At 58.6% G+C, this 15769-nt stretch carries 14 protein-coding genes; 5 read left to right on the top strand and 9 right to left on the bottom strand.

Annotated elements, in window-relative coordinates; genetic code table 11:
* Window positions 1–501: 501 nt before the first annotated feature.
* Genes L3J03_10150 through L3J03_10160 form a run of 3 tightly spaced genes read left to right on the top strand, consistent with a single transcriptional unit; the run spans window position 502 to window position 2584 of the window.
* Entirely contained in the window at window positions 502–1518 is a 1017-nt protein-coding gene (locus L3J03_10150) for an NAD(P)/FAD-dependent oxidoreductase (GenBank protein ID MCF6291341.1), read from the top strand.
* Between the two features lie 49 nt (window positions 1519–1567).
* Window positions 1568–1837, top strand: a complete 270-nt coding sequence (locus tag L3J03_10155) for a hypothetical protein (GenBank protein ID MCF6291342.1) — start codon at window positions 1568–1570, stop codon at window positions 1835–1837.
* Between the two features lie 15 nt (window positions 1838–1852).
* Window positions 1853–2584 (top strand): arginyltransferase, encoded by a 732-nt coding sequence (locus L3J03_10160; GenBank protein MCF6291343.1) that lies wholly within the window; start codon window positions 1853–1855, stop codon window positions 2582–2584.
* Window positions 2585–2639: 55 nt separating this feature from the next.
* On the opposite strand, the gene L3J03_10165 is transcribed toward L3J03_10160, so the two are convergent.
* Entirely contained in the window at window positions 2640–3257 is a 618-nt protein-coding gene (locus L3J03_10165; protein ID MCF6291344.1) for a threonylcarbamoyl-AMP synthase, read from the bottom strand.
* Window positions 3254–5041: a phosphoribosylamine--glycine ligase gene (gene purD, locus L3J03_10170; protein ID MCF6291345.1), complete on the bottom strand. Its 1788-nt coding sequence runs from the start codon at window positions 5039–5041 to the stop codon at window positions 3254–3256. Before purD ends, L3J03_10165 begins: the two co-directional genes overlap by 4 nt.
* Window positions 5042–5467: 426 nt before the next feature.
* Between purD and L3J03_10175 the strand changes: the two genes are divergently transcribed.
* Complete coding sequence (locus L3J03_10175) at window positions 5468–6109, top strand: TetR family transcriptional regulator (protein MCF6291346.1); 642 nt, start codon at window positions 5468–5470, stop codon at window positions 6107–6109.
* 155 nt (window positions 6110–6264) lie between these two features.
* Here the strand turns inward: L3J03_10175 and L3J03_10180 are convergent, their stop codons facing one another.
* The 4 genes from L3J03_10180 to L3J03_10195 form a co-directional block, all read right to left on the bottom strand.
* Window positions 6265–6408, bottom strand: coding sequence for a hypothetical protein (locus L3J03_10180; GenBank protein MCF6291347.1), 144 nt, complete (start codon window positions 6406–6408; stop codon window positions 6265–6267).
* Between the two features lie 166 nt (window positions 6409–6574).
* Entirely contained in the window at window positions 6575–7060 is a 486-nt protein-coding gene (gene greA, locus L3J03_10185) for a transcription elongation factor GreA (GenBank protein MCF6291348.1), read from the bottom strand.
* 87 nt (window positions 7061–7147) lie between these two features.
* The gene (locus tag L3J03_10190; GenBank protein MCF6291349.1) at window positions 7148–11293 is read right to left on the bottom strand and encodes a tetratricopeptide repeat protein; all 4146 of its coding nucleotides are present in this window, start codon (window positions 11291–11293) and stop codon (window positions 7148–7150) included.
* Window positions 11294–11344: 51 nt separating this feature from the next.
* Window positions 11345–12295 carry an RNA polymerase factor sigma-32 gene (locus tag L3J03_10195; GenBank protein MCF6291350.1) on the bottom strand — a complete coding sequence of 317 codons (951 nt, stop codon included), beginning with the start codon at window positions 12293–12295 and terminating at the stop codon, window positions 11345–11347.
* A 290-nt stretch (window positions 12296–12585) separates the two neighbouring features.
* Here L3J03_10195 and lepA point away from each other — a divergent pair, with 290 nt between their 5' ends.
* Complete coding sequence (lepA, locus tag L3J03_10200) at window positions 12586–14382, top strand: translation elongation factor 4 (protein MCF6291351.1); 1797 nt, start codon at window positions 12586–12588, stop codon at window positions 14380–14382.
* A 165-nt stretch (window positions 14383–14547) separates the two neighbouring features.
* On the opposite strand, the gene L3J03_10205 is transcribed toward lepA, so the two are convergent.
* From L3J03_10205 to L3J03_10215, 3 genes are all read right to left on the bottom strand, one after another.
* On the bottom strand, window positions 14548–14805 hold the full coding sequence (locus tag L3J03_10205; GenBank protein ID MCF6291352.1) for a hypothetical protein: 258 nt from the start codon (window positions 14803–14805) through the stop codon (window positions 14548–14550).
* A gap of 121 nt (window positions 14806–14926) precedes the next feature.
* Complete coding sequence (gene yihA / locus L3J03_10210; protein MCF6291353.1) at window positions 14927–15526, bottom strand: ribosome biogenesis GTP-binding protein YihA/YsxC; 600 nt, start codon at window positions 15524–15526, stop codon at window positions 14927–14929.
* Between the two features lie 60 nt (window positions 15527–15586).
* Window positions 15587–15769, bottom strand: a 183-nt coding sequence (locus tag L3J03_10215; protein MCF6291354.1) for a hypothetical protein, incomplete at its 5' end; no start/stop codon positions are given.

Here is a 15769-nt window from a genome sequence, read left to right on the forward strand (position 1 = left end):
CTACCAACGGCCGCTCCATTGAGAAGGGCCGGCTGTTCATAAACAGGCTATCAAGCAGGAACTCGCTTCGCCGCAACGGCGATTCGGAAGCCATAAGCATATCCTGCCGAAGTTGTTTTAAATTCCGTTTTTGCCGTCACAGCTGCGGCTCAGGGTCCGCTACACCGTTCGGTATAAGAAAACCCCTTTCCCGGTCCAACCTCAAACGTACGGGGTTTACCGAAACCTTACATAGCATCAAGTAATGTCATGACCCCATCCTGCCGTCTGAACGATCTTTTGTGGAGCCGGAAAGGTGCTGCGTTATATAGCGCGGCCAAGCTGTTCGTCAATGTTTTTTTAAAAAAACCGGACCGCCGGCTCCCAGGGGCCGGCCCGCGGCCATCAGCCGGTTGCCAGAACACCACCGGGAGGTTATACTGCATGTTTGTTGAATTTGCCATGTAAGATCACCTCTATTTCTTAAAAAAATTACACGGTTGTTCACCCTGTCCCCCCTTTATGAAAAAATACTTTGCAATCATTGTCGGCGCCGGCCCGGGAGGGCTCGCCTGCGCCCGGATACTGGCCGAGCAGGGTCGCGAGGTCCTGGTGCTGGAGCGCAACCAGACCATCGGTCCCAAGGCGTGCGGCGGCGGGATAACCTGGAGCGGCCTGATCCGGCGGGTACCGGAGGGACTGATCGAACGATCATTCGCCAGCCAGCATATCCGCACCCCATGGCAACGAGCCGTGATCTCCGCCCCGGCCCCGATTATCTCCACGGTGAACCGGCAACGGTTGGGGCAATGGATGTGCGGACGGGCCGAGGCGGCCGGCGCCCGGGTACTCAGCAGTGCCAGGGTCTGCGAGATCAGCGACCGTCATGTGGCCACAGCGGACCAGTGCTTTGGCTATCAGTACCTGGTCGGCGCCGACGGAAGCAGTTCCCTGGTCAGGAGATATCTCGGCCTGGCCAGCCGGCGGGTCGGGTTTGGTCTCCACTACCAGGTAAGGGGCGACTTCAGCAACATGGAGTGGCATCTTGACACCAGGCTGTTCGCCAACGGGTATGCCTGGATATTCCCCCACAACGGCTCCGCCTCGGTGGGGGTCTACAGCGGCGGCTCGAGACCGGGCCCGGCAATGATGCGAAAAAACCTTCATCTCTGGGCCGGCAGACAGGGGATCAAACTCAAGGGGAGCAGCCCCCGGGCCGGACGGATCAACTTCGACTACCAGGGCTGGCGGTTTGACAACAGATTTCTGGTCGGTGACGCCGCCGGCCTGGCCTCCGGGCTCACCGGCGAAGGGATGTATCCGGCAATCGTTTCCGGCGAAACCGCGGCCCGGGTGATTCTCGACCCCCGGGCGCCCTGCCCTGAGCTTGAGCAACTGGTCGCCAGGCACCGCCGACATACCAGGGCCCTGGCCCTGACCGGCGGAAACAACTGGTGCTGTTCCGCAACCATGGAACTCCTCACCCTGGGACTCAGACTCGGCCTGATCCCCTTCAGGGCGCTGGAAATGGCAAACTGACCTTGCGTGAACCAGGGTTTGGATTAAAAAAAATCAAAAGGACAAGGAAATGGCATCTGGGATCAATAAAAAAAATCTGGTATACAATCTTCTTTTTCTCGTGGTCTGCGGTGGAATCTTTCTCTTTCTCTGGTCAGCGCCCGAGGAGACCACCCCCCACCTGCCCAATGATGACAATCACCTGGAATTTATGCACATGGATAAAAAAGAGGCGGAAAAGGTCTGCGAAACCTGTCACAGCGAGAGCAACAACATGGCCCTTTCTCCCGACCATCCGCCCAAAAACCGCTGTCTGCTCTGCCACAAGCGCGACGGGTAGGCAAGGCGGGACCCGATGAGCCACAAGGGTATTACCGGTCACCTTCCCTGCTCCCCGGGGGATCTGCTTCGTCTGTTCGTCACCGCGCCACCAGGGGAATGTCCCTACGGTTTTCCCTGCCAGGCCATCTACCGGTATGGCTGTTTTGCCTCCCTGGCCGACGGGTTCATGGATTTTTTTCTTGCCGCGGGATTCCGTCGCAACGGCAGCTGTCTTTACACCATGGAGTGTCCGCGCTGCAGCGCCTGTACCCCCATCCGCCTGCACCCGGCCGTTTTCAAACCCAACCGGTCGCAACAGCGCGTCCGTCGCCGGAACCGGGACATAACCGTGGAGATCGCCCCCCTTGAGATCGATTCCGAAAAAACAGCGCTCTGCGACGCATTTCTCGCGGCCCGTTATCCCGGTCACGGCAGCTCGGCCACCGACTACTACCATGGTTTTTTCCTCAACAGCCTGTGCAATACCGTTGAGTTCCGCTACCTGGTCCGGGACCGGCTGATCGGGGTCGGCATCATTGATCTCGGCCCGGCCTGGCTCAATGCGGTCTACTTTTATTTCGATCCCGAGGAAAAAAAACGCAGCCCCGGGATCTTCAACATCCTGACCATGATCGACTTCTGCCAGAGCCATTGGATTGAAACCCTTTATCTCGGATACTGGATAGAGAATTGTCGATCCATGGATTATAAGGCGAACTTCAGGCCCCACCAGCTTTACCGGAACAAGCGGTGGACCTCCGCGTAAGCAGGGGTTGGCGGACGCGGCCCAAGGGAAAGCGCCCGGTTTTGCAGGTGGTTGCTTACGAACCAACAACCTCGGCCAGCCGGCGGAAAGGGACCACCCCGGCACGGATCAGCACCACCGCCCCGGTCTCATCCAGGCCGACCACGGTTGACCCCTTGCCGCCCGGGGTCGGTCCCCCGTCCAGGACCAGGTCAACCCTGTCGCCGAACTGCCGGACCACCCCGGCAGCGGTGGTCGCCGCGGCCATGCCGGAGATATTGGCGCTGGTTCCGGTAATCGGCCGGCCAAAGGTCTCGACCAGGCGCCGGGCCACGGGAGTACCGGGGATTCGTACGCCAATGGTGCCGGTGTCAGCGGTCAACGCGGCCGGCAGCTCCGGCCGCGCCCGGCATACCAGGGTCAGCGGCCCGGGCCAGAACCGGGCCATCAGCCGTTGAAAGACAAAGGGGACCTCCCGGGCCAGCAGGGAAAGCTGCTGTTGCTGTTCGATCAGCGTCAACAGCGGCTTATGGCCGGCCCGTTGCTTGAGCTGAAAGAGCCTGGCCAGGGCCGCCGGATTAAAGGGGTCCACGGCCAGGCCGTAATATGTTTCCGTGGGAAAGGCAACGATGCCGCCATGTTTCAGACAGGCGGCGGCCCGGCTCAGCCGCTCCTGGGAAACAGCTTTACTCATTGATTCCGGGCGGCCATCGACTCGGCCTTGGCCTCTACCTGGGCCGCCATTTCCGCCTTGAAATCCACCAGCTTTTTCTCCAGGACCGGGTCGGAAAGGGCAAGGATCCGGGTGGCCAGGACCGCACCGTTCTTGGCCCCGGACTTGCCGATCCCCATGGTGGCCACCGGCACGCCGGGCGGCATCTGGACCGTGGCCAGCAGGGCGTCCAGGCCGTTCAACGGCGAGGCGTCGATGGGAACCCCGATTACCGGCAGATCGGTATGTGAGGCCAATACCCCGGCCAGGTGGGCGGCCATGCCGGCCCCGGCGATGATGATCCGCAGCCCCCGCTCGGCAGCGGTCCGAGCCCATTCAGCGGCCCGTTCCGGGGTGCGGTGGGCCGAGGCCACGGTCATCTCATAGGGGATGCCCATGGACTGTAGAAAAGAGGCAGCCGCCTCCATTACCGGCAGATCCGAATCACTGCCCATGACAATGCCGACCATGGCCACGACCCCCACCGGGCCGTTTGACAGACCCAGGGCCTTTCTACCGATATCCTTACGATAATAGCAGCCCGGCCAGCTGATGATCTCAACGGTTTTATAGGCCCGGTTGATCGCCTCCTCCAGGTTGTCCCCCAGGGCGGTAACCCCCAGGACCCGGCCGCCGGCCGTGACCGTCTGACGACCGCGCCGGGCGGTACCGGCATGGAACACAACCACCGAATGCAGCTTGTCGGCAGTTGTTAATCCAGAGATCGGCCGGCCCTTGCGATAGGCGCCCGGATATCCTTCCGATGCCATGACCACGCACACCGCCGGCCGGGGATCGACTTCAAGGGAGATCTCGTCCAGCCGTTGATCCAGGACCGCCTCGATCACGTCCACCAGGTCGGTTTTCAACCGGGCCAGCAGGGGCTGGGCCTCGGGGTCGCCGAAGCGACAGTTGAACTCCACCACCCTGGCCACCCCGTCCGTGATCATCAGCCCGGCATAGAGCACCCCTTTGTACGGCCTTCCTTCCTGGCGCATGGCCCGCACCGTGGGCAGCATTATTTTTTCCATTACCTGTTTATGGATCTTGGCGCTGACCACCGGGGCCGGAGAATAGGCGCCCATGCCGCCGGTATTCGGACCCTGGTCATTATCATGGATGGCCTTATGGTCCTGGGAAGATGGCAGCGGCAGCACCGTGGTCCCGTCGGTGAAGGCCAGAAAGGAGGCCTCTTCGCCCTCCATGAAATCCTCGATCACGATCCGGTTGCCGGCCTCGCCAAAGGCCTTGTCCCGAATGATCAGGTCCACCGCCTCCTTGGCCTCGTCCATGGTTTTGGCGACGATGACCCCTTTGCCGGCAGCCAGGCCGTCGGCCTTGATCACCAGCGGGGGGCCCATTTTTTCAATGTAGGCAAGGGCCGTGTCCCGCTTGCGAAAGACACTGAACCCGGCCGAGGGAATGCCGTAGTTCTGGAGGAACTTTTTTGTAAACACCTTGCTTCCCTCAAGAATCGCGGCCCGTTTGCCAGGTCCGAAGATTCGCAGCCCCTGCCGCTCAAAGGCATCCACCACCCCCAGCACCAGCGACGACTCCGGGCCGACCACGGTGAGGGCTATTTTCTGCCGCTTGGCAAAACGGAGCAGCCCCTTGACGTCGGTGGCGGCGATGTCCACACATTGGGCAAGCTCGGCAATCCCGGCGTTACCAGGGGCGCAGAATATCTGTTTGACCCGCGGACTCTGTTTCAGCTTCCAGACCAGGGCATGCTCCCGCCCGCCGGAACCAATCACCAAAATTTTCATAACACCTCCTCGTTATTATCTTTAATAAAAAAATGATTCTCCCTGTTAAGTAACCAGTATGTCTGGACCGAATTTCAGGCCCAGCCACAACGAACAATGAAGATATCCCCGGAGGACCCGGAGCCTCGGCCGGCGCGACCCTGCAAGCCGGCCAAGGCCGGGATTGCCAACATTGGCGCCCCATGGGTTGCCCGGGGGACTCCTGAAAAACATCTAATAAGATTCGCAACCTACCTGCCGGCCCGGTTTATTGTCAAGTTCTTTGCCCGGCCGGGACAACTCTCGGCCGGGGCCACAATTTTACCCTTGACATTGAACAGATATACTCTTATCTTTCATTGAGCCAATGAATAGTGATTCACTCACAACCCGCCAATATTTATAATTTACTTCGCTGTCAGTTCATTCAATCTATAGATCCGTGGTATGAAAAGCGTCGACAAACACGAAAAAATAATCCGGGCCGCGGTCAAAGTTTTTGCCAAAAAAGGTTTTTTCAGCGCCAGAATATCAGATATCGCCAAGGTCGCCAAGGTTGCCGACGGAACCATTTATCTGTACTTCAACAACAAGTTCGATATTCTGCTCTCTGTTTTTGATATCGAAATCGGCAAGCTGATCAGCCAGGTCAAGGAACAGATCGAGCAGGAGACCAACCCCTGCCGGATGCTGGGTATCTTTGCCCTGAAACATCTCTCCCTGATCCGTGACAACCGGGGGCTTGCCGAGATTATCCAGATGGAGCTGCGGCAGAACAACAAGTTGATCAAGGAATACCGGATAACCAAGTTCAGCGAATACGTTGATATCATCTCCAACATCATTCGCCAGGGCCAGGAACAGAACCTGTTTCGCAAGGATGTCCAGCCGGGAATCGCCAAACGGGCCTTTTTCGGGGCACTGGACGAAATGTCCCGGCTGTGGATTCTCTCGCCCAAGCCTTCCTATGACATCGAAGAGACCGCTGTCCAGATCAGCCGCATCTTCCTCCACGGGGTGGTCGACAAGGATGCGCCCGTGGCCCTGACCACGGATCTCTGCTCCACCACCGACACCACCCCTTCCTGAGCCGCCCGCCCTGCCCGCCGGAATTCCCGGGACTGTCTTTAAGGATCATCTGGATTCATTGACGTCCGGCAGCGGCAAGGTGAAGTTGCTTTCACCCTGCCCAACAAGTTATTTCATCGTTGCCTTGGGACGATACAGAACGTTCGTTGTATTTACTATCGTAAACATTCAGTAAACCCCCTCCTGTCGGGAAAGGGGTTTTCTTCTACCAACGGCCGCTCCATTGAGAAGGGCCGGCTGTTCACAAACAGGCTATCAAGCAGGAACTCGCTTCGCCGCAACGGCGATTCGGAAGCCATAAGCATATCATGCCGAAGTTGTTTCAATTTCCGTTTTTGCCGTCACGGCTGCGGCTCAGGGTCCGCTACACCGTTCGGTATAAGAAAACCCCTTTCCCGGTCCAACCTCAAACGTACGGGGTTTACCGAAACCTTACTTACTATCCGCTGTCACTGGTCCAGGGGATCAATCAAGGGCAGGCAGACTGATATCCACCACCTCGAACTCGCGCACCCCGCCGGGGGTTTTGACGACCACATCATCACCCACGTACTTTCCAAGAATTGAGCGGCCGATGGGCGAGACAACGGATATGACCCCTTTTTTAACGTCCGACTCTTCCGCGCCCAGCAGCTGGTAGGTAATCTCGTCATCGCTTTCCAGGTCCAGGAGGGTGACCACGGTGCCGAACACCGCCCGTTCGCTTCCCACCTGGGTACAGTCAATAATCTCGGCCCGGGACAGCTTGTCCTTCAACTCCAGGATCCGCCCCTCGATGTGGCCCTGGCGTTCCTTGGCCGCATGGTACTCGGCATTCTCCTTGAGATCGCCATGTTCCCTGGCAACCTCGATGGCTCGAATCACATCCGGCCGTTCCCGGCGCTGCAACCGTTCCAGTTCTTCCCGTAGCCGCTGAAAACCGGCCCGGGAAACAGGCATCCGTTCAATCATCTTCTCCACCTCTTATTAAAAAAATGAGGGCGGAGCGCACAAAACCTCTCGCTCCGCCGCAACCTGCAAACTGGCTCGTAATTTCGTTTACCAGCGATAAACAGCTGACAGATAGATATTCCGGCTCCGGGCCCCCTCGGTATGAAACAGCCCGGCCGACGCCTTGATCAGAAAATGCGGCGTCCATTCCACACAGAATCCCCCTTGGAACTCGTGCAGATCATAGCCCCGCGAATCATGGCCCAGGGTGTATTCCAGAGTATAGTACCTTGGCGCCTTCCGGGCAAGGGTATCAACGGACAACTGTTGTTTGAATGCCAGGGTAAAACGGTTTTGCCAGTAATCCTGGGGTGCCCAGTAGGGGTGGTCGTTGACCGCAAAACCATCGGCCGTGACCGGACCGCCCGGATTGGCCCCCTGAACGGTATCCTGGAAATCGTAGTTATAGGTAAGGGTCAACAGGGTCGGCTCGGCAAAAACAATATAAGATGACCATACGTTATACGCTTTCTTCTGGTTCCCATCGGAAAAATCAGTAATCCCGTAGTCGCCGCCGACCATGAGCGCGGGCAGGATGTCAACGCTCAATCCGGCGCTGGTGTCATTCCGGGTCAGGTTTCGGGTCAGGCCGGCAATGGTGTCATCCACCAGGTCCCGGTTAAAGCCGAGATGGACACGAACCTTATCGCCGATCTCGCCGTCCAGCCCACAGGAAAAGACAACAACCCCGCCCTGGCCATCATCAAAATCATTGACCCCGCCGCTGCATTGCAATACAAGCCCGGGCCTCAGACCGGCCCGGTAGGAAAACCGGGCCCTCCTTGACCATAGCCCGCGGGCATTGTCACGGCTCTGATAACGGACCCGGGCAACGGTGACCTCGGCTTCGTCCTGGGCCCGGGGCGACAGCCAGAGACTGGTCTCCAGCCAGGTCCGTTTAATGGCCAGATAGTCGTCCCAGCCCTCATCCTCCTGTTGTCCCGATGAAAAGGAAACAAGCGGCCTTCTTTTCAAACGATTCCGCTGGGCCGCATCAGCGAGACCGGGATAAAAGGGCGTATCCGCCAGCATCTCTTCATAGATGGCGGCTTCCTCGCCCAACTTTCCCACCCGGCTGTAAATCCCGGCCAGATCAAAACGCAGGGACGGCTGCTTGCCATACTCGGCAACCAGGGCCTCATACCTTTTTGCGGCCCGATGGTATTCCCTGCGCCGCACCGCCCGCCTGGCGCTCAGTTCGCTTGCGAACAGCTCCTGCCAGCGGTAACGGGCATACCAGGGCGCGGCCAGCCGGGTTATCTCCATTGTCACCTCGTCGGCCTGGTTCAGCGCACGCTCCGGTGCCATCACCACCTCGGTTACCCGGGGAATCGTACCCTTGCTCAACAGGATTCGATCCCATATCGTCCGGTTCGGCGGCAGAGAAAGGGGCAGCCCGCTGGCGCGGGCCTGTTGGGCAAGGATCGAATCCACTGGTGGCGCCAGAAATTGCCGGTACACCGTGATTGCCTTGGCCCATTGGTCCCGGGCCCAGAGAATGCGGGCCTTGAGCAGGAGAATATCCGGCCGGCCCGGATCAACGGTGAGAATGGTCTCGCATTGCGCGGCCGCCGCCACATAGTCTCCGGTGATGAAAAAAAGCCGGGCCAGACCGGTGTGAATCCTGGTGTTGTCCGGAAAACGAGCAGCAACCCGCCGCAGCCGGCTCAAGGCCTCAACGGGCCGGCCCTGGTATTCGTCGGCCTTGACCAGAAAAAAAACAACCTTAAGCGATTGCGGGACCTTGGAGGCGATAATCCGGGCCACCGCGCTGAGGCCGGCTGGATCACGATAATCGCGGTAAAGGCCGGCAAGGGCCAACAAAGAGCGCAGTCCCTGCTGTTGGGCGCGCCGCAGGTTCTCCGCGGCCAGGTTGCGGGTCCTTGCCCCGGCGCCGAGATGCCTCTGGATCTGTTCCCGCAACACGGCCGCGGCCAGGGCGGACTCACCGCTCACCGGTAAGGAGCGTACGATCTCATGGGCGACATCGGGACTGCCTGCCACAAGAAAGGCCCGGCCCAGGGCCAGCCCCTCCTCAAGCTGCTGTTGCGACCAGTCCGCCCCCCTGGAACCCGTATCGCCAACAAGCTGGCGGCCGATCTGGATTGCCCGGCGCAGCTTGTCCCGCGCCAGGGCCAGCCGCGCCTCTTTGAACCGCAGGGACCGGTGTTGAACCTGCCCGGTCCGGACCAGGGCCGCAAACCAGATCTCCGCATCCGCCACCCGGCCACTCTCCAGGGCCAGTTCAAACAGGTCCGCCAATACAGGAGTCTGATCAATGCTGACAATCAATAGCTGCCGCAGGGCCTGCTCGGCCTCAAAAAAAAGACCAGACCCCCGGAAGAGGCGGGCAAGAGCCAGGCCGGCCTCCTGCCGCAGCCGAAGATCCGCGCTCCCGGTTATCAGGCCGCGGTACAGGACCAGGGCCTGGTGAAAGAATCCGGTTTCCCCCAGGGCATCGGCCCGGGTCATTTTGAATCGGTCAAGCTCTCCGGGGAGAAAGGAAGCTGCCGGCCGGCGGGCAAAAAAGGCCACCTGTTCACGAACCGGCCCGATCAATCCCAGCCGGCCGGCCAGTCTGATCACCGCCAGGCGCAGATCATACCGGCCAGGGGCGGATCGCAACACCTCTTCATAGTCGGCCAGGGCCTGGCCGAGCCGGCCGGTTTTTTCGGAATAGGCCCCATGGGCGGCAATAAACTCGATACTCCGCTCGCCCCGCCGGGAAAGGGCGGCGAAATATTTTCCTGCCGCCGCAAAATCATCCCGGGCCACGGCCATGACCGCCAGCCGGCCGAGCACAACATCATCCTCCGGATCCAGGGCGTGGATCCGCTGCAGGATCGCGTAGAGTTCCCCTTCCCGGCCCAGCTTTTCCAACAGCCGGGCCATGTCCCGGTAGACCGGCAGTTGGTCCGGGGTCACCCGGGCCAGGTGTTTCCAGATCCGGAGGGCGCCCTCATTCTCGCCAATGGCCAGCAGATCGTTTACCAGGGCGGCCAGGAGTTGCGAGTCATCAGGGGACACGGCCAGCACCCGGCGATAAAGGGGGATGGCCTCATGAAACCGGCCGGCAGCATCATAAAGACTGGCCGCCAGCTTCAACTGGGCCGGATCGGAGTCAGGAGAAACGGTAAAATAACGATCCAGGGCGGTCAGGGCCTTATCCTTGGCGCCCGAAGCAGCATAACAGCGAGCCATCCGCCTGAGCACTTCATGGTCATCGGGATGTTTTTCCAGATACTCTTCATAATAGGCCAACGCCTTCTGAAACCGGCCCAGCCGCCGGTACAGATCGCCGACCCGGACCAGCAGGCCGTCCTGACCGGGCCGCTGCTTCAACAGGGCAAGAAGATGTACCAGGGCGCGATCCGGCTTGTTGTTTTTCTCAAAATAGCGGGCCAGCCAGGCATGGGCCTCTTCCTGGGCCGGGTCTCGCTCCAATACCCGCTGCCAGTATCCGGCCGCGGACGCGGCCTGACCGAGCCGGTCATCCACCCGGGCCGCCAGGAGCAGAATCTCCAGGTCAACATCTTTTTGTGCCGCCAGGCCGGCCAGGAGGGACCGGGCCTTGCCGTATTCTCCCATCTCAAAACTGAGCAGAGCCAGGTAACGCCGTACCCCGAGGTTGTTCGGCTGAAGACGATGGAGCTGTTCCAGTACCGGCAGGGCCTCCTTTTTCCGGTCCAGTTTCAGCAAACCTTCCACCAGGCCGGCCAGGGCGGCCTGGTCATCCGGTCTCTTTTCAGCCACCTTGCCGAACAGATCCACGGCCCGGTCATACTGACCCAGCTTCCACACCACCTGGCCGAGGGCGTTAAGGTATTCAGGGCGCAACGGTGCGTTTTCGACCAGAATCTCAAGCTGGGCCGCGGCCTTATCCCACTGTTCAAGATGAATTCGAAGACGGGCCAACTCCCAGCGGCCCTCCTCGAGATTGGGTTTTTTCGCCAGTAATGCCCGATAAACACCGACCGCTTCATCGAGTTTTCCGGCCACGGCCAGGTCACGGGCCTTATCCCACAAGGATTTCCACTCCGGCACCGGGTTGCCCGGCCGCACCACGATCTGCCGTTCCGGCACCAGGGCATGGGGGCTCAGCGACGGCGTCTCGTTTGCCACGGCAGGCGCGACCATCGCGAACAGGACGGCAACCGAGACAATGGAGATATGAACGAACGTCAGTGTACGCACGGTATTCAGCTGAAAACAAGAAAATGCATGGGACCGGAAAAGGGATACCCCTTAATCGAGGATAAGCTCGTTCTCGAAATAATCGGCAATATCAGGATACTGGTCTTCAAAGTATTTTTTCAGTTTTTTCAACAGGGCCGCCTCGATCTGGCGGACCCGCTCCCTGGAGATACCGAAGACATCGGCAATATGCTGCAAGGTACAGGGCTCGTCAGCCAGCAGCCGCTCCGTGAGAATCATCCCTTCCTTTTCATTCAGGGTCTGCTGCAACTGGCCGAGGATCGATGAAAGGCGTTCCCTGATTTCCCGGCCGGCAACGGTCTCCTCAACCCCTGGTCCCCGATGGGGCAGAAAGTCCTTCTGTTCATCCGAGGAGTCGGCGCGGACCGGACTCTCCAGCGAGACATCCCAGTTATCCATCCGCTGGGACATTTCAATAACCTCGCTTTCCTTGACATTCAACCGCTGGGCCAGCAGCTTGGTCTCCGGGTTGAACCCCTGGGCCTCCAGCAACTTCCGCTCCTTGTTCAGGCTGAAAAACAGCTTTCTCTGGGCCTGGGTAGTGCCGATCTTGACCAGTCGCCAGTTGTCCATGATAAATTTGAGGATATAGGCGCGGATCCAATAGGCGGCATAATAGGAAAATTTGACCTCCCGGTAGGGATCAAATTTCTTGGCTGCCTGCACCAGGCCCACGTTCCCCTCCTGGATCAGATCGAGAAAGTTCTGCATCCAGTATTTCTGAAAGTCCATGGCCACCTTGACCACCAGGCGCAGGTTGGCGGAAACCAGTTTATAGGCCGCCTCCTGGTCGCCGGTCTCATGGAAACGGGCCGCCAATTCGTCGGTCTCCTCCCTGGAAAGGAGCGGATACCGGCTGATCTCCTGGAGATATCTCTGCAGGCCGGTATAGCTCGGCGCCGGCAGGTGGCTGTCCGTGGGCATGGCGGTCAGGGGATACATCTCCCCGGCGGCCGTATCTTTTTGGGAGGATTTCTTCATTGGCGCCATTTTAATAGAACCCGGTGAAAGGTCAATCTCTTTCCTCTGACAACAGGCTTGCCGTTCTTAGGGAAAAAAGGGTGTTCCTGCGACATTATCCGTTCAGGGCCGGCCTGATTCGCAAAAAATGGAACGCGCAATTTAGAATTTCCAATCAACACCGGAATGTGCTATGACTGGGCCGGTCCCATGTAAGCGGTCACAGATCCGGTGATCAATTACGATCTTGCAAACGCATCCGCCAGCAGCAGCACTTCCTCCGGCACCACAGATCAACACGGTAAACCAAAATGAAAAACATACGTAACTTCAGTATAATAGCACACATAGATCATGGAAAGTCCACCCTGGCCGACCGCTTTATCCAGCACTGTAACATGGTCACTGACCGGCAATTCCGCGACCAGATCCTCGATGACATGGATATTGAACGGGAACGGGGAATCACCATCAAGAGCCAGACCATCAGTCTGCCCTTTCGGGCCAGGGACGGCAACGAATATATCCTCAATCTGGTGGATACCCCCGGACACGTGGACTTCAGCTACGAGGTCTCCCGGGCCCTGGCCTCCTGCGAGGGCGCCCTTCTGCTGGTCGATGCCGCACAGGGAGTGGAGGCCCAGACCCTGGCCAATCTCTATCTGGCCATGGAACAGGACATGGTGATCATCCCGGTAATCAATAAAATCGACCTGCCGGCCGCGGACGTGGAGGGGGTTTCCCTGCAGATCGAAGAGGATCTGGGCCTGGATGTTGACCAGATCTGCGTCTGCTCGGCAAAGAAGGGGATCGGCGTGGGCGACATTCTTGAGGCAGTGGTCGCCAACCTGCCGCCGCCGGCCGGCGATCCGGACAACCCACTGCAGGCCCTGATCTTTGATGCCCGCTACGATGCCTTCCGCGGCACGATCATCTCCTGCCGGCTGTTCGAGGGACGGGTCCGGCCCGGCGACCTGATTCAATTCATGCACAACAACGCGGTCTACAAGGTCGAAGAGGTGGGCATTTTCCGGCTTAGCCGGGAACCGCGGGCCGAACTGAGCGCCGGTCAGGTGGGCTATATCATTGCCGGCGTCAAGACCGTGGGCGATACCCGGGCCGGTGACACCATCACCAGGAAGGACCACCCCTGCGCCGCGCCCCTGCCCGGATTCAAGGAAGTCAAGCCGGTGGTGTTCTCCTCCCTGTACCCCATTTCCACCGATGATTACGAAGACCTGGCCACGGCCCTGGAAAAACTCAAATTAAACGATGCGGCCCTCTCCTATCAGAAAGATTCTTCCACCGCCCTGGGCTTCGGGTTCCGCTGCGGCTTTCTCGGCCTTCTCCACCTCGAAGTGGTCCAGGAACGCCTGGAGCGGGAGTTCGACATCTCCCTGATCCTTACCGTGCCCACGGTCCAGTACCATTTCTATCTAACCGACAACCGCATGATCGAGATCGATAACCCGTCCTATTTCCCGGACCCGGGCCAGGTGGAGCGGACCGAGGAGCCCTATATCCGGGCCTCGATCCTGATCCCGGAGCGTTACATGGGGGTGGTGATGACCCTGTGCATGGACCGGCGGGGCATTAATATCGATTACCGTTACCCGACTCCGGGACGGATCGAGTTCACCGGCGAACTGCCCCTGGCCGAGGTGATCTATGATTTTTACGATAAACTGAAGTCGATTACCCAGGGCTACGGCTCCTTTGATTACGACCTGGCCGACTACCGGGAGAGCGACCTGGTCAAGCTCGACATCCTGGTTAACGGTGAGCGGGTGGATGCCCTGTCGCAGCTCGTTCACCGCTCCCGGGCCCGCGACCGGGCCCTCCATGCCTGTGAACGGCTCAAGGAAGAGATCCCCAGGCAGATGTTCAAGATCGCCATCCAGGGAGCCATCGGCGCCACCATTGTGGCCAGGACCAACATTTCGGCCCTGCGCAAGGATGTCACGGCAAAATGTTATGGCGGCGATATCAGCAGAAAACGGAAACTCCTGGAAAAACAGAAGGCCGGCAAAAAGCGGATGAAAACCGTGGGCAACGTCGATATCCCGCAAAAGGCGTTTCTCGCCGTACTCAAATCAGAACAGACTTGAAAGAATTTATAAAAAAGACCGGATTATTCCCTGCCGGTCCGGCAGGGAATAATCCGGTTAAATCAGGTGAAACAACTCTGCACCGGAACGGAAAGCAGCGGAAGATGCAAGGCAAGGCGTGTTTTCCAATCGCGGATTGGATTCCAGAAAATTATCTGACAGGGATCAGGCCGGGCTCGCGTCCAGGGCGCAGGCCTTTTTCTTCTCCATTATCACCCGCAACTCCTGGTCGGTAAAGATGGTGTCTTCCTGCTTCAGCAGGTAAACGATGCAATCCTTACAGACATTGAAAACACTTCGGTAATCGTTGATGGTGCTGGCAATCTCCCAGCAGGGTTTGTCTGGATTCTGTTTGGCGGGACAGTTCTCCGATCCCTCACACTTCATGATTTCCCAGCAGGGCCACTCGCCGTTCACTTGCATAAAGGTTCCCTCCCTCCATGTGGTTTACAAACTATATATTATATAATACCTGATGCAGCAGCCTGTTTTTCATCACATCCCCTGTGAATTACGAATCCATCCCCGGAGATGCAATAAACCACTAAGGAAAAAAACTGTCAAGACTCTCCAGTAATTTATCCCGGCCAGCCCCTGTTTTGGCGGAGAACAAAACCCGGTCAGCATCGCTTACAGTCAGGCCCGCATCCAGAGTTGTCGCCTGTTGGCGCAGTTCGTTGCCAGAGAGCTTGTCGATTTTGGTATACACCACCAGGAAAGGGATCCGCTTACCGCGCAGCCAGCCCACCAGTTGACGATCCAGTTCCTTCAGTGAATGACGGATATCGATGATCACCACCACCACCCGCAGGTGTTCCCGGGTCTCCAGATAACGGGTGATCAACTCCTGCCACTGCGACCGCAGCTTAAGGGGGACCCGGGCAAACCCATAGCCGGGCAGGTCAACAAGATACAGCTGCCGGCCGGCCAGGAAGAAATTAAGGCTCTGGGTCTTGCCGGGCCGGCCGCTGACCTTGACCAGGGCCTTCCGTTTAACCAACCGGTTAATCAGGCTGGACTTGCCCACGTTGGAACGGCCGGCAAAGGCAATCTCCGGCAGTCCGTCTCCAGGCAGCTGGTTGACTTGATACACACTCTTTACAAAAGAGATATCGGAAAAATTGACCTGTGCAACCAGTCCCATGATCAAAGTATCTCCGGAAAGATAATCAAATGTGATGAACTCGTAACAACCCCAGATGCTTCAAATGCCACAGAACGAAATCAACAAGTTACAACGTGACACACGTCCGTCTCGCAGTAAACATTCAGTAAACCCCCTCCTATCGGGAAAGGGGTCTTCTTCTACCAACGGCCGCTCCATTGAGAAGGGCCGGCTGTTCATAAACAGGCTATCAAGCAGGAACTCGCTTCGCCGCAACGGCGA

Source organism: Desulfobacterales bacterium (assembly GCA_021647905.1).
Lineage (GTDB): Bacteria > Desulfobacterota > Desulfobulbia > Desulfobulbales > BM004 > JAKITW01.

Bases quoted from the DNA above. Each gene is read 5' to 3' on its own strand.
- L3J03_10150 (MCF6291341.1), top strand. From the start codon at position 502: ATGAAAAAATACTTTGCAATCATTGTCGGCGCCGGCCCGGGAGGGCTC.
- L3J03_10155 (MCF6291342.1), top strand. From the start codon at position 1,568: ATGGCATCTGGGATCAATAAAAAAAATCTGGTATACAATCTTCTTTTT.
- L3J03_10160 (MCF6291343.1), top strand. From the start codon at position 1,853: ATGAGCCACAAGGGTATTACCGGTCACCTTCCCTGCTCCCCGGGGGAT.
- L3J03_10165 (MCF6291344.1), bottom strand. From the start codon at position 3,257: ATGAGTAAAGCTGTTTCCCAGGAGCGGCTGAGCCGGGCCGCCGCCTGT.
- purD (MCF6291345.1), bottom strand. From the start codon at position 5,041: ATGAAAATTTTGGTGATTGGTTCCGGCGGGCGGGAGCATGCCCTGGTC.
- L3J03_10175 (MCF6291346.1), top strand. From the start codon at position 5,468: ATGAAAAGCGTCGACAAACACGAAAAAATAATCCGGGCCGCGGTCAAA.
- L3J03_10180 (MCF6291347.1), bottom strand. From the start codon at position 6,408: ATGGCTTCCGAATCGCCGTTGCGGCGAAGCGAGTTCCTGCTTGATAGC.
- greA (MCF6291348.1), bottom strand. From the start codon at position 7,060: ATGATTGAACGGATGCCTGTTTCCCGGGCCGGTTTTCAGCGGCTACGG.
- L3J03_10195 (MCF6291350.1), bottom strand. From the start codon at position 12,295: ATGAAGAAATCCTCCCAAAAAGATACGGCCGCCGGGGAGATGTATCCC.
- lepA (MCF6291351.1), top strand. From the start codon at position 12,586: ATGAAAAACATACGTAACTTCAGTATAATAGCACACATAGATCATGGA.
- L3J03_10205 (MCF6291352.1), bottom strand. From the start codon at position 14,805: ATGCAAGTGAACGGCGAGTGGCCCTGCTGGGAAATCATGAAGTGTGAG.
- yihA (MCF6291353.1), bottom strand. From the start codon at position 15,526: ATGGGACTGGTTGCACAGGTCAATTTTTCCGATATCTCTTTTGTAAAG.